11 protein-coding genes are annotated in these 14321 nt (G+C 41.0%); 4 read left to right on the forward strand and 7 right to left on the reverse strand.

Going from position 1 to position 14321, the window contains the following annotated elements; genetic code table 11:
• Nucleotides 1-760 precede the first annotated feature (760 nt).
• The 6 genes from L2764_RS10665 to L2764_RS10690 all read right to left on the reverse strand — a co-directional run bounded on the left by L2764_RS10665 (nt 761) and on the right by L2764_RS10690 (nt 8596).
• Nucleotides 761-1405 carry an SGNH/GDSL hydrolase family protein gene (locus tag L2764_RS10665; protein ID WP_248940201.1) on the reverse strand — a complete coding sequence of 215 codons (645 nt, stop codon included), beginning with the start codon at nt 1403-1405 and terminating at the stop codon, nt 761-763.
• A gap of 166 nt (nt 1406-1571) precedes the next feature.
• On the reverse strand, nt 1572-4139 hold the full coding sequence (gene pepN / locus L2764_RS10670; protein WP_248940202.1) for an aminopeptidase N: 2568 nt from the start codon (nt 4137-4139) through the stop codon (nt 1572-1574).
• A 112-nt stretch (nt 4140-4251) separates the two neighbouring features.
• Nucleotides 4252-6276: a carboxy terminal-processing peptidase gene (gene prc, locus L2764_RS10675; RefSeq protein WP_248940203.1), complete on the reverse strand. Its 2025-nt coding sequence runs from the start codon at nt 6274-6276 to the stop codon at nt 4252-4254.
• Nucleotides 6277-6305: 29 nt separating this feature from the next.
• A complete protein-coding gene (gene proQ, locus L2764_RS10680) occupies nt 6306-6947 on the reverse strand; it encodes an RNA chaperone ProQ (RefSeq protein ID WP_248940233.1) in 642 nt (213 codons plus the stop codon).
• 294 nt (nt 6948-7241) lie between these two features.
• On the reverse strand, nt 7242-7700 hold the full coding sequence (msrC, locus tag L2764_RS10685) for a free L-methionine (R)-S-oxide reductase MsrC (protein WP_248940204.1): 459 nt from the start codon (nt 7698-7700) through the stop codon (nt 7242-7244).
• A gap of 584 nt (nt 7701-8284) precedes the next feature.
• Nucleotides 8285-8596 (reverse strand): YebG family protein, encoded by a 312-nt coding sequence (locus tag L2764_RS10690; protein ID WP_248940205.1) that lies wholly within the window; start codon nt 8594-8596, stop codon nt 8285-8287.
• Between the two features lie 370 nt (nt 8597-8966).
• Between L2764_RS10690 and L2764_RS10695 the strand changes: the two genes are divergently transcribed.
• The 4 genes from L2764_RS10695 (at nt 8967) to L2764_RS10710 (ending at nt 13494) form a co-directional block, all read left to right on the forward strand.
• Complete coding sequence (locus L2764_RS10695) at nt 8967-9599, forward strand: paraquat-inducible protein A (protein WP_248940206.1); 633 nt, start codon at nt 8967-8969, stop codon at nt 9597-9599.
• Nucleotides 9586-10227: a paraquat-inducible protein A gene (locus L2764_RS10700; protein WP_248940207.1), complete on the forward strand. Its 642-nt coding sequence runs from the start codon at nt 9586-9588 to the stop codon at nt 10225-10227. The genes L2764_RS10695 and L2764_RS10700 overlap by 14 nt, the downstream gene beginning before the upstream one ends.
• The gene (locus tag L2764_RS10705) at nt 10205-12826 is read left to right on the forward strand and encodes an MlaD family protein (protein ID WP_248940208.1); all 2622 of its coding nucleotides are present in this window, start codon (nt 10205-10207) and stop codon (nt 12824-12826) included. Before L2764_RS10700 ends, L2764_RS10705 begins: the two co-directional genes overlap by 23 nt.
• Nucleotides 12827-13068: 242 nt before the next feature.
• On the forward strand, nt 13069-13494 hold the full coding sequence (locus L2764_RS10710; RefSeq protein WP_248940209.1) for a hypothetical protein: 426 nt from the start codon (nt 13069-13071) through the stop codon (nt 13492-13494).
• An 80-nt stretch (nt 13495-13574) separates the two neighbouring features.
• Here L2764_RS10710 and L2764_RS10715 read toward each other — a convergent pair whose 3' ends face one another.
• Complete coding sequence (locus L2764_RS10715) at nt 13575-14291, reverse strand: glutamine amidotransferase-related protein (protein ID WP_248940210.1); 717 nt, start codon at nt 14289-14291, stop codon at nt 13575-13577.
• Between the last annotated feature and the right edge of the window lie 30 nt (nt 14292-14321).

Here is a 14321-nt window from a genome sequence, read left to right on the forward strand (position 1 = left end):
ACCCACTCTTCATGAGAACGCTTAGTCATATTAACTCCTGATATCATAGTCAGGGGTTAACATAAGGGATCGATGAACACGGTTGAAGATGTACTTGCTCGGACGGTTACGTTTTACATCAAGTAACCTCCAGATCAACAGAACATAGCCATTTCATTTGGAACATAAACTCGGGGAATATTAACAATACGATAAAAATAAATCCGCCACCCCCCCACCCCCGATTAACAAAGAGAAGTAGTCTAAAATGAATAAATGAACATGGCTCAAATCAATATGAACTGACTCAAGAATACATGGATACATTTTAAAAGGAGAAGGATCTTGAATTTAAAGAAAATATGTTACTCAGTTATGGATTTGCGGTCAACGCCACTCCTCATACTCCGCCTTAGTCATCAATGACAACCAAGAAGCTAATATTCTGTCTTTTTTACCCAATAAAAACCATTCTATTCATCATCACAGCATCTCGATTCGACTCGCAAACGAAGAAAATGAGAACCTCTATGAAAAGAAGTACCGAGATGAATATGAATACGGTCATGGCAACGAAGATGAAAACCAACATGACAACGAGCACGAAAACGAACAAGAAAATGAAAGAGGTAATAATCAAGTCACGTAACTAAAAATCAATATTACTTTTTAAGTCGATAATGTAAACAATATGCTTGTATTGTCGATGTCGACTGAATTGGAGATCAATAAAGAGATCTCCATAACCCCATTAACATAATCATTTTCAGATTTTAATGTATTATTTAGCCAACACAGTCGCAGATACTCGGTTTGCCAACACCTTACCTAAAATGGCATGTTGCCCTTTATCCAAATGAATACCATCAATGGCACTCGTCTCAACCACTGACGCTGCATCAAAATATAACGTTTGATAAGCCTGTGCAATAATGGCATATTCAGCGGATAAACCTTGGCTTCGAAGCTCAGCCCCCTCCAGTTTATAAGCAATCACCCCCCGCGCTTTTTTTAAATGAGGCGGAGCCACCACCATGATCTCAGGGATCGGCATACCCGGTTCAACTTGAGCCTGACGGATAATATTAATCAGCTTCACCAGACCTTGACCAGACAAAGCAACACTGATGTTATGAGTACACTGAAAATCATTGATCCCAAGCATAAGGATCACCAACTTCAATGGCGAATGCATTTCGATCACTTGAGCTAAGCCTTGTGAACCATCTCGGCCCGGTCTAAAAGGATCGTTCCACACAGTGCGGCGGCCATTTAAACAGTTTTCAATCACGCGCACCGATTTACCTTTCTCCAACAACAGGTTTTCCATGACACCTGGCCAACGTTCATCAAAAGATAAGCGTTTACGAGTATTCGGGATAATCCCCCACGTGAGACTGTCTGAGTAAACTAAAATATTGTCCATAATAAACTTAACATCCTGTTACAACTAAGATTTAAAGTTTAAGCCAAAATAGCGTTAACCACAAACGTTGATTTCTGCTTATCGGCCTAATTGACGATAAAAAAGGCTTTCCTAACAGAAGGAAAGCCTGAGTATTCACTCTTATTAGAGGTCCATGCAGTAAACGTTACGCCATTTCTAATGCCTTAGACACTTTCTCAAACAAGTCTTTAGACAGATCCGGTAAATCAAGCAATTGCTGCAGTGACGCTTTCATCAAACGTTGACGCTCAACATCAAACTTTTTAAACTGAATAAGCGGCGTGATGATCCTTGCAGCCACTTGTGGATTAACACTATTGAGCTTAACTAAGATATCGGTAATAAATTGATAGCCTTTACCGTCTACTCGATGAAACTGTTCCACATTACCACTGGCAAACATACCAATTAACGAACGAACACGATTGGGGTTCGATAGGCTAAATGCTTGATGCTCAAGCAATACCGTTAAATGCGCAATACAGTCTTTATCATTCAAAGCAGCTTGTAAACTAAACCACTTATCCATCACCAGAGGCGTATCAATCCATTCTTGCTCAAACGCTGTCATTAAGCGTTGACGAACATCAGATGCTTCACCATTGAGCGCCAATAATGCCCCTAAGCTGTTGGTCATATTATCGGCTTGATTAAATTGCGCAGCCGCTATGTCTTGATACAGATCATTACTTTGAATGAGTAACGCTAAACATTTATTTTTAAAGGCTCGCGCTCCCGCATCATCCATCGATTCAAGCTCTCTAAAACGCACTAACAGCTCATCTTCACAAAACTGGGCAATTTGCGCTATTGCAAACTCTCTTGCCACTGCTAATTTATCTAAATCAACTTGTTCAACTTGTTCAATTAACGCAGAAAGACTCGGTAAGGTTAAAATTTCTGCGACTAACGCCTTGTCGAGTGCTGCATTCAAAATAACACCCTTAAACGCATCAATAATGCGAGGATCCAGCATCATGGCTGTCCCTGAGTGTAAATGAGCCACATTCTCCCAAATGGCATGACTGAATAAATTCACTGAAGCTTCCCAACGGGCAACTTCACTGGTCGCAAACGCCATAATATGCACCAGTTGCTCAATACTATAATCAAACTTTAACCGCACGGGTGCTGAAAAGTTTTGCAGTAATGACGCCACTGGTTGATGAGAAAGGCCATCAAAAATAAACGTTTGCGTGGACTCTTTCACATCAAGCACTTGCGATAAAATCGCCTCACCATCAGCACTCAACAGCTCAATGTCAAACGGAATGTGTAAGGGCCGTTTATCGAGCTTATCTGGCGTTTGTGGCGTCATTTGAGCAAGCGTTAACTGATAACACCCTGTCGCTGGATCATAGTCTTCTGTCACTGTCACCACTGGCGTGCCCGCTTGACGGTACCAACGTCTAAATTGGCTTAAATCAACATGGGATGCAGACTCCATGGCACCAACAAAATCATCACATGTGACCGCTTGACCGTCATGACGCTCAATATACAACGCCATCCCCGCTTGAAAACGGCTCTCTCCCAGTAAAGTGTGGATCATGCGGATCACCTCCGCCCCTTTATTATAAACGGTCACCGTATAGAAATTATTCATTTCGATTACCGAAGCGGGGCGAATAGGATGGGCCATTGGACCGGCATCTTCAGCAAACTGCTGATTTTTCATCACCCGAATCGCATGAATACGGTTAACCGCACGCGAACCAAGATCGGAACTGAACTCTTGGTCACGAAAAACGGTTAAGCCTTCTTTTAAACTGAGCTGAAACCAATCTCGGCAAGTCACCCTATTGCCCGTCCAGTTATGAAAATATTCATGACCTACAACCGATTCAATACCATGATAATCATCATCGGTTGCCGTGCGCTTATCGGCTAATACATATTTAGTATTAAACACATTAAGGCCTTTGTTCTCCATTGCCCCCATATTGAAAAAATCAACAGCAACGATCATATAGATATCAAGATCGTACTCGAGATTAAATCGAGACTCATCCCAAGCCATCGACTTTTTCAATGAGGCAATAGCATGCTGCGCTTTATGACGATTACCTTTATCAACAAACACTTGTAATTTAACCTGACGACCACTCATGGTTTGATATTTATCTTCTAAAAGATCAAAATCCCCTGCAACAAGCGCAAATAAATAAGCAGGCTTAGGAAAAGGATCGTGCCATTTCACATAATGATGCAAGGCATCTACCTCACCTTGCTCAACGAGATTACCGTTACTTAAAAGATAAGGAAAGCCTTGCTTGGGTGCTGTAATGGTCACGGTATAAATGGCTAACACATCGGGTCTATCAAGAAAATAAGTGACACGTCTAAAGCCTTCGGCTTCACATTGGGTACAATAAGCCCCATCTGACATGTAAAGCCCTTCTAAACTTAAATTAGCCTCAGGATCCAGCTGAGTCACCACTTCTAATTCGAACGCATCAAGTGTGCTATCCACAGAGAGTTGGCCATCAATCGTTTGATAATCGACTTCCTCACCATTCACTTTAACGGACTTGAGATTAATATCGTCTCCATCTAACACTAATGCCTGTTGATGTTGACCTTGCCTTAAGACTTGACTCGTTGCAGTCACTTGCGTGTCAGCCCCAGCTAAATTGACCACTAAATCTAAATGACTAATGGTAAATAATGGGGCCTGATAATCTTTTAAGTATTTAGCTTCCAATTGAGACATACTCAGCTTTCCCTTTTTATTAATTTAATCTGTTTTATTACGATATACATAAAAAAAACGCGCCATAGGCGCGTTTTTTATTTAAAATCAACGGTAATTACTGCGCTTTAGCTTACTTTTCCGCTGTCGCTAAATCCAATGTAATGTAAACCGTTTCGTTAAGAAACGCATCCACAGGCTCCACTTTATCGTCAACATCATCAAGCGACTTCACTTTCGCAAGGCCCGCTTTAACGCGGCGTTCATTAACGCGATCGAGTTGCTTCTTATCGTTGGTTTCACGTTCAGCTAAACGTTCACTTTCAACTAAAGAAACGCTTTTTTCATCATGATGTTTCTTAAATTCAGTAATATCGCTATTAATATAGCCAAATTCAACATCGGTCTTAATGCGTTGTTCATAATTTTGATCAAGCTGAGCAATTATTCCAGGATTAATATCATCAACCGTTTTGTACTTAGCCACGGGAACCTTATCCCAAGGCAGCGCATTTTTAGACTCAGCTTCACCGTATTCACCCGGCTCTAATGCACTGGGGAATTTAATATCAGGCGTGACCCCTTTCAATTGAGTACTGCCACCGTTAATACGATAAAACTTAGCAATGGTGTATTGAACATGACCCAGCGGCTTATCATATAAATCATAAATACGCCCTAAGCTTTTATGTTGCTGTACCGTTCCTTTACCGTAGGTTGACTCGCCCACAATTAAGGCTCTGTCGTAATCTTGCAACGCCGCGGCAAAAATCTCTGATGCTGATGCACTGTAACGATCCACCATCACAGTTAACGGACCAGCGTAAGCAGTTTTACCGTCATTATCACGGTTTTGTGTTACACGACCATTCGCATCTCGAATTTGAACAACGGGGCCTTGATCAATAAACAGGCCCGTTAAAAGTGATGCTTCAGTTAACGCCCCGCCCCCATTACCACGCAAATCGATGATAATGCCATCTACTTTGCTTTCTTTTAACGAAGCCAACTCTTTTGATACGTCTTTTGACAATCCCATGTAAAAACCTGGAATTTTAATCACGCCCACTTTACGTCCAGCGTAGACCCCTTCTTCAGGTTCAATTACTTTAGAACTTGCGGCACGATCTTCTAAACGAATTTTATCGCGAGTAATGGTAACATTGAATGTCTTAGCAGATGAGCCACCTTTTTTGGGTGAAATCTCTAAAGTCACTTTACTGCCTTTAGGCCCTTTAATCAGCTCAACCACATCATCAAGACGCCAGCCGATCACATCAACCATTTCTTTGCCGTCTTGCGCCACACCCACAATTTTATCTTCAGGGGCGAGTTTATCGCTACTGGCCGCAGGGCCACCGGCCACTAAACTCTTAATAACGGTATAATCATTATCCATTTGCAGAACCGCTCCAATCCCTTCAAGGCTTAAGTTCATTTCCATTTGGAAACGCTCAGCATTACGAGGAGAAAGATAACTGGTATGGGGCTCTACGGTTCGAGCAAAGGCGTTCATCACGGCTTGAAACACATCTTCGCTGTTTGTTTGGCTTAAACGTTTAATCGCATTGTTATAGCGTTTGGTCAACACCGAGACAATTTCTTCCCACGTTTTACCTGCTAATTTTAAATTCAACGCATCGTATTTGACACGTTCACGCCACAGCTCATTGAGCTCAGCTTCTGTTTTTGGCCAAGGCGCATCTTCTCTATCAAATTGATAGTTATCGCCAGCCACATCGAAATTCATTTTTTTATCGAGTAAAGACAACGCATAGGCAAAACGCTCATAACGTCGCTTTTCGGTGATTTGAAACATGTTATAAGCAGGTTTCAAATCGCCTGTTTCTAACATAGTATCAAATTTTTTCGCATAAACTTGAAAGCCATCAATATCAGATTGCAGCAATACATTTCGACGGTAATCAAGTTGTTTAAGGTAGCTATCGAAAACTTGCTCAGAAAATGCATCATCGAGAACAAATCGACGATAGTGAGAACGATTAAACAAATCCGTTACTCGCTTACTTGCAACCTTATGCTGAGGCTCCTGCTTTAAAGCGGGTAACTCGCTGAAGGGGATTGAAGGGCTAACGGCCCAGGCAGAAAATCCTACAAAAATACTGACGACTGTTGCAGCCAGAATGAGTTTTCGCATCAACAAGTTACTCCTTTACTATTTCGCCATTACAGCATTATATGTTCAGCTCGAACTTTTACCGTCACACCTGAATCTAACTGAACGCTCACATCTTCTTTTTTGATATCCAAAATAATGCCAGCGATAGGAGACTTCCCAAGCTTAACATTAACACGTTGATTTTGCTTTAATTCAGTAAGCACAGCGGGTACAAGTTCAATCTTAGGTGCAGGTTTCTTTTCAGGCTTGCTTGCTTTAGCGGCAGGAGCACGCTTCGGCGCGGTTTTCTTAACAGGTTTTTTGTTGACTTTAGGCGCTTTCTCAGCATTTTTAGCCGCTTGAGCTAATCGCTTTTCTTTGGCCTTTTCTTGACTCGCTTTCAATGTGGTTTGAGCATGCTCAATATGCTCTTTATCTAATTCACCACAACTTTGTCCTTCTAAATCAATACGTTGGACTCCAACCTTAATACATTTCAAATAACGCCAGCTACTGGTATAGCGACGTAATGCTATTCTCAATTGAGTTTTACTGACTTTAGAATCATCAGATAACCTTTCAGCCAAATCCTGAAACAATCCAATCTTTAATGGCTTAGTTTCACCTTCAGCTATAAAGCATAAAGGAAATGTTTCATACAAATACGCAAGAATTGCGTTGGTGTCGGTCAACTTTTCTGTTGATTCCATCATTACTTCCACAGTTTTAAAAAAGGGCACATTAAAAAACCATATAATCGTATATAAGTTTTAAGTGTCGTTTATATTTATCTGAATCCACGTAAAAATAAAGCATAAATTGACAATCATTTTTATTTTTAACGTTTTTCCTACAGACATACCTTAGCAATTACAAAGAATAAACGCCAAGCATTCATTCCAACAAGTAAAATAGCCTACTTGAGTTTTGTAATTTATCAAACCGCCTATTATAAGCACAGTAGCCATGAATGCGACCATCTATTACCCATAATAGACGAGCATTTAACCAAATAAGCAACTTTCGAAGCTTTTAACCACAGCTTCAAGGCCAATTTGATCGTTTTTAGTGAATCTTGCTAACGAAGCACTATCGATATCTAACACACCAATAACGCTTCCATCACGGCAAAGCGGGATCACCAATTCAGAATTGCTGGCTGCATCACAGGCAATATGCCCTTTAAATTGATGTACATCATCTATTCGCTGAGTTTTATGTAAACTCACAGCAGCACCACAAACACCTTTATCGAGAGGAATACGTGTACAAGCCACCTTCCCCTGAAAAGGACCTAACACTAATTGCTCGTTTTTCATCAAATAAAAACCAACCCAATTAATATCACTCATACTTTCGTTCAGCAAAGCCGAAAAATTCGCCATTGCACACACTAAATCGTCTTCTCCAGCAAATAGCGCCTGAACTTGACGATCGAGTACATCATAATCTTCAACACTCATCCAACTTCCTAACTAGCCCATTCTAATACGCTAAAGCGATTAGTATCAAAGCCAAAAAATAATGATGCATTCTACCAGCTCGGCAGTCTAACAAACAACTATATTGAAATCCTAGTGACTTTTCTATGACAGCCCCATGCCTAATTGTGACATTGAGATTGACCCTCTTCGAAATTTCACCTTATCTCTGGCGATTAATGAAACACTTTATAAGCACCAGACACTGTAGCGATAAGTCAAAATAATCAATATAACGGTTAGTTTAACCGTGAAAAACAGTATAGCCAATACTTATCATCCCGAAGCCATACGCAAGTCACAAACAAACCTGATACAACAAAACAGCTCCCCCAGATTTAACGAGGGAAAATTCAGCATTTATTTTAAAATAAACCAAGAAAATGATAAAACTTAAGTATATTTCCAAGCCACTTGAAGATGCAGGATTCAGCTGGCTTGGGTATAAAATGTCGTGATCACATGGATTTAAGTGAACGACCTGACGGTCTTCTTAGTAGCGGATGGCTTGGGTATAAGCCTAACATAATAACATCCAAAGCTTATTGAGCTGAGGATCAGGCAATTCAAGCCACTTCTTCAGAGGCCTTTTTCATCGTTCTTTTTTTAGTGCCAGGAGACTTTACCGTCACAGGTTCTTCTTTTGTACTCGAACCGCCTTTAAGTACTTTCATAAACTCATCTCTATGCTTAGCAAGATAAAAACTGAGACTTTCGCAGGTAGCATCATCAATATCCAGCGCTGCTTCGGCTAACAGCGGCTGAAGGTTATCAGCGATATCCAGCATTTTGTCATAGGCATCCGCATCTTTCTTTGATGTAAATGTCATTTTTTCTACCCCTTCTCTAACCACAACAAATTGTGTGATAACGGCCATAAGTTACTCCATACTGTTTTTATATACAGTGTCCATTTTGACATATCTCACCCAATATGCAAGTCATTATCAAATAGATGCAGGTGTTATCTGGCCGCTTTAGTTTCAACCCCCTTAAATACGACAAGGCTTTTCAAAGTCCTCCTACCTCAATCGGTAAACTCGCCTTTTCCAGTATTTTGGGTATATAATCTAATATCCTTACTCACTGATGTATAAATCATTCTCAAAAGCGATAATCAAGAGTAGCGGTATTATTCATATAAAGCAGTTCCGTTGAAATAACGCCGTATAAAAATAGCACCGTATAAAAAGAGTTCTGTTCGCTTTTTTGTCTTCATCAATCAAAATAACGCAGGTTAAGTACATTATGGGATCACAAGCCGTGAATGAGAGTATCGTGTTATGCCACTCTTGTGACTTAGCCATAAGAAAACGCGCACTACCTTCCGGTGTCAGAGCATTATGCCCACGTTGCCATTCTCCGCTTTACCATACGCCCTACTGCTCGCTTAATGGCATGTTAGCCTTATGTATTACCGCACTCATTTTTTTCACGCCAGCCCACTTATTACCGATGCTTGAATTGCATTTTCTCGGCAGTATTCGAACCACCACCGTTTTCGAAGGGGCATTGGCGGTCGGCCATCAAGGTTATTGGATCGTGGGGTTAGCTGTGATGACAGCCGCCGTATTCGCTCCAGGCTTATTATTACTGTCAATACTGAGTCAAATCATTATCGTAAAACATCGATTACATTCATCTTTTCATCGAAAGATACTCAAAAAATTGTTGATGTTACACACATTATTAACGCAATTATCTATGTTAGAAATCTATGTTATTAGCTTCCTCGTTTCAGCATTTCAGCTTTCTGACTTTGCTTCTATTACCTTTGGAATGGGCACATTTTGTTTCACTATGCTCTTTATCTCCACTTTGTTTTTACTCAGAGAATACGACCTCGAACACATGTGGAGCCTATTAGATGCAAGACACTGATCTCCAGCTTCAAGGGAAAGATATACAATTAACCGCCTGTCCGACCTGTAAACAAATCACCTCTTTAACGGAAGAGATCTGCCAACGCTGCGACAGCGCCTTACGCGTTAGGGATACCTTGAGTCTGCAAAAAAGTTGGGCCTTGGTGATCACTGCCGCGATTTTACTTATTCCAGCGAATATCTACCCTATCACCATGCTAACCAAGCAAGGTAATATTCGCTACGATACGATTTTTTCGGGGATCATTCATCTCGTACAAACTGGGATGCTACCTATCGCAATCATCGTTTTTACGGCGAGTATATTAGTCCCCTGGTTAAAAATTATTGGCCTTACCCTTTATCTGAGTGCCATCACTTTCAACCTGCCTTTATCCAAGAAAAAACTCATGCTAGGTTTTCATATTATTGAAACCATTGGTCGTTGGTCCATGTTGGATCTTTTCGTTATTTCATTAACGGTGGCTTTGGTCAATATGGGGCAACTGCTCGATGCACAACCCGCCCCCGCTGCAACCGCCTTCGCCTTGGTGATATTATTAACACAAACTGCCGCTAAAGTATTAGACACTCGTTTACTTTGGGATCGACTGGACACTAACGATGACACAAATAGAACACCCTAAAATTGTAAAGAAAAAGCTTTTCTCCCCCATTTGGCTGCTACCTGCCGTAGCACTCATTTTAGCGGCATGGTTAGGGATACAAAGTATTCGAGGCTCGGGTATTACCGTCAGGATCCACTTTCCGAATGCCAGTGGTATGGATGTCGGTAAAACCTTAGTCCGTTATCAAGGACTCAATATGGGAAAAGTCGTTGATATTAACATTGATAAAAACTTAAGTGGTGTCAATGTTGATGTATTAATGGACTCACGCGCAGAGCCTTTTTTACGTGCCAACACTCAATTTTGGCTTGTAAAACCAAAGGCATCCATTATGGGCGTACAAGGTTTAGATGCTATTTTTTCGGGTAATTATATCGGCATGCTACCGGGTACTGGGAGTTTAAAAACCAGTTTCAAAGCCGAAACCAATGCGCCTGTCATGCAAGCAGGCAGCGAAGGGATCATTCTTAAACTGAACACCGCTAAATTAGGCTCACTGGAAGTCGGCTCGCCTATTTATTTTCGTCAAGTCCCTGTCGGTCAAGTGGTCGCTTATAAACTTAACAAAGATGATAATATCCAATTAACGATCTTTATTCGTCAACAATATGCTCATCTGGTCAAAATAGATTCTCAATTTTGGAATGTCTCCGGCCTGAATATTAATGCGTCTTTATCCAAGCTGCAAATCAATGTGGAAAGCCTCGCCGCAATCTTAGCGGGCGGCATCAGCTTTAATTCCAATACCAACGCCCAAACTGCCGTAGCCAATGACAGCTTCACCTTATATTCCAGTAAACATGATGCCTTAGAAGGCGTTTCATTTATCTTAAAAGCTGAGAACACTTATGGTATCAATGAAGGAACTAACATCGTTTTTAGAGGATTACAAATTGGTCAAGTCACCCATATAGAGCTCACCTCAAAAGGGGTAAGCATGATGGCAAAACTGGATAATGACTATCAAGAGCTCCTTACACAAACGGCCCAATTCTGGGTTGCAGGTGCGAAAATATCATTATCGGGCATACAGCATCCCGAGCGTTTAATTACGGGTAATGTCATCAATTTTAAAGCGGGAACGGGGCCTGCAAGCAGTGAATATAAATTACAAGATAAGGCACCGGAAAATCAAAAAAACACTTTACACCTAACACTTAATTCAAGCACTAATCCCGATCTTTCCGTTGGCGCTGAAGTCAGATATAAGCAAATAAAAATAGGGGAAATTACCTCTGTTAAACTAAATGACAAGTTAACCCAAGTGGACTATCAACTCACCATTTACCCTGAATTTACTTCACTCATCACTCAAAGAAGTTATTTTATTTCAGAATCCGCAGTCTCAATCAATGCCACGTTAGATCAAGTCAAAGTGAAAACCCGCGATTTAAATACTTTCATTAAAGGAGCGATAAGCTTGATCCAAGGCGACACCCGCACACAAGTTAAGAATAATGCTAATTTATCCTTATTTGCTTCCACTGCCGTTGCCGAAGATTTTTTTGCGCAAAAAAACACCCTTAAATTATCGCTTCAAAGCCAAGATGGTGCGGGCTTATCGACGGGCTCTCCTATTTACTACAAAAAAATGCAAATTGGCAGAGTCAATCAGGTCATTTGGTCAGAACAGAAGCAGTCTTTTACCGTCAAGCTGAACATTCAAAGACAATTTAAAAGCTTAATTAATAACCGAACCGTCTTTTGGCAAAATAGCGCGATATCATTCGATGCCAGCTTAAGTGGATTAGAAGTCAATATAGCCCCACTCAAAGGCGCCTTACGGGGCAGTATCGCCCTAGGATTACTTGAACAAAATCAAACAAGCAACCCTGCACTATTATATGCCACTAAAAAGCTAGCCTTGTCTCAAGCACAAGCCATTACATTAAACTTTCCCGCTGAAGCCAAGCTCAAAGCAAAAGCCGCCATTCGTTATTTAGGTTATCAGATTGGTGAAGTCGAAAGTGTCAGTCTCAATACCGATCTCAAGAGCCTGACTGCAACGGCCTATCTATATGGTGAATATGCCGCCCCGTTTCTACGCACCGATGCTCAATACTCCTTAGTGAATGCTCAAATTGACTTAACAGGCATAAAAGCACCAGAAACACTATTAACAGGTGCATATATTAAGGTGAGCCCAGGCCTAAGCCAAGTCTCTTCGACCCAATTTTCTGGCACATTGCATGCTCAAGCAGACATCAAACCCAACGCGTTACAATTCACACTAACAAGAGCACAACTCGATTCCTTTAAAGTCGGCACGCCTTTATTCTTTCGAGGAATACAAATTGGTCTAATCGATCGTTATTCTCTATCGGGTCAGGGCACTTTTGTGACACTCAATGCCCATGTGGATCCTCAATATCGCTATTTAGTCAATAACTCCAGCCAATTTTGGGATCTATCCGGTATAAAAGTCAATGTTGGTCTCTTTTCTGGCGCACAAGTCGATACGGGTTCTTTAGAAACCATATTGGCTGGCGGAATTGGTGTGGTCACAAAAGACACGACAATTGTAGAAAACACTTTAAAAAATGGTGACAGTTTCATCATCCATGACAAAAAAGATCCTCAGTGGGATAAATGGTCACCCGTTCAGATCATGCCATAATCAGTGCCTCCCCCCCATCCTGCCCTATCTTACTGGATGGGGGGGAAGCACTGAGCAAGACTTATCTCTCATCGCCCCTGCAACTTTTAAACATCATTCATTGCTATTTGTGCAGCCCCCCGTTCTTAACTAAACTTTAAACAAATCAAGATAAGTTGGGTTTTCTGTCAACCGTTAAATCAATCAACAGTTTATGGACAGTAATCTATTCTCATCATTATGAATCAATTAAGGACATCCTCATGTTAATAAAAATCATGCCGGTAACATCCATGATAATCAAAAGGCTCATCACTATTGTGAGTTTATGCGCATTATTCGCCTCTAGCACCGCTATCGCCAATGAAATGAATGTCACTGGTCGTTGGGTTGGCGTTAATTACGCCAGTAAGATAAAAGGGCCAACCAATATCACCATGACCTTAAAACAGAACGGGCAAATGATCATGGGGAAATACATGGCCGCAACCGGGGTGGCAAAAAAAGGGGAAGGCATGAAAACGACGCCGATGACGTTCAAAGTAAAATGGAGAAACACCGCGCCTAAATGCCCAGGAAAATACGTCTATGAATACACATTAAATGGTGAGCAACTCACTTGGATGTTTGTCGGTAAAGACTGTTTAGGCATAGAAAAAGGTCATGGCTACGCTAAACGTGAGCCTTAAAATAAAAAATTTGCAACACTTTGCAGCTCGCTTATGCAACGGGTCTGATGACATCAAAGGTAAGCTCCATGATTAACTTTTTATGACAATAAGAAGTTAATCATGGACTGCCCTATCCAAAGTTCATCTGTTTCTTGGTTTAATGACAATTGACCCTGTGCTAATCGCTTCTCGCCAATACTTTTTGCACGAACCAGCATTAATGCAGATGAATAACCCTTACTAAATTCAGGGTGACCTTGTATACCTAAAAAATGTGTGTCTATTTGAAACATACCATTGGGGCAAAAATTACTCCCAGCCAACACTTTCGCCGCTTCAGGTAATTTAATCACTTGGTCTTGATGACTCATCACCAGCGCAAAAGCAGACATGTCATCTACACCTCTAGCCATCCATGGCATTGGCTGCAACAGCTGGCTAGTCATTACCCCTACTCCCCAGCCGTTAGGAGAATGTGCAACTTCCCCACCCAATGCTTTGGCCATCATTTGGTGACCAAAACAAATCCCTATACACTTTTTTTTCGCCACATGAAGTTGATTAATATACATATAAAAAGCATGAACCCAAGGTTCATCATAATTGACACTCCATCGACATCCCGTAGTTATATAGCCATCACAGTCATCCATATGTTGTGGATATTGGCCATCCATCACACGATAAAAAACAAACGAAGGCACCTCGGATAAATTCAATGCTGCAAATAAATGGATAAACATTTGTGGATAATTGCCAAATTCATCTTGTAAATATGCCCTCACATCATCACATTGTAAAATGCCTATCTTCATGTCAATTCCTTATTCATGTTTATTAACCCG

Source organism: Shewanella surugensis, from assembly GCF_023284005.1.
GTDB lineage: Bacteria > Pseudomonadota > Gammaproteobacteria > Enterobacterales > Shewanellaceae > Shewanella > Shewanella surugensis.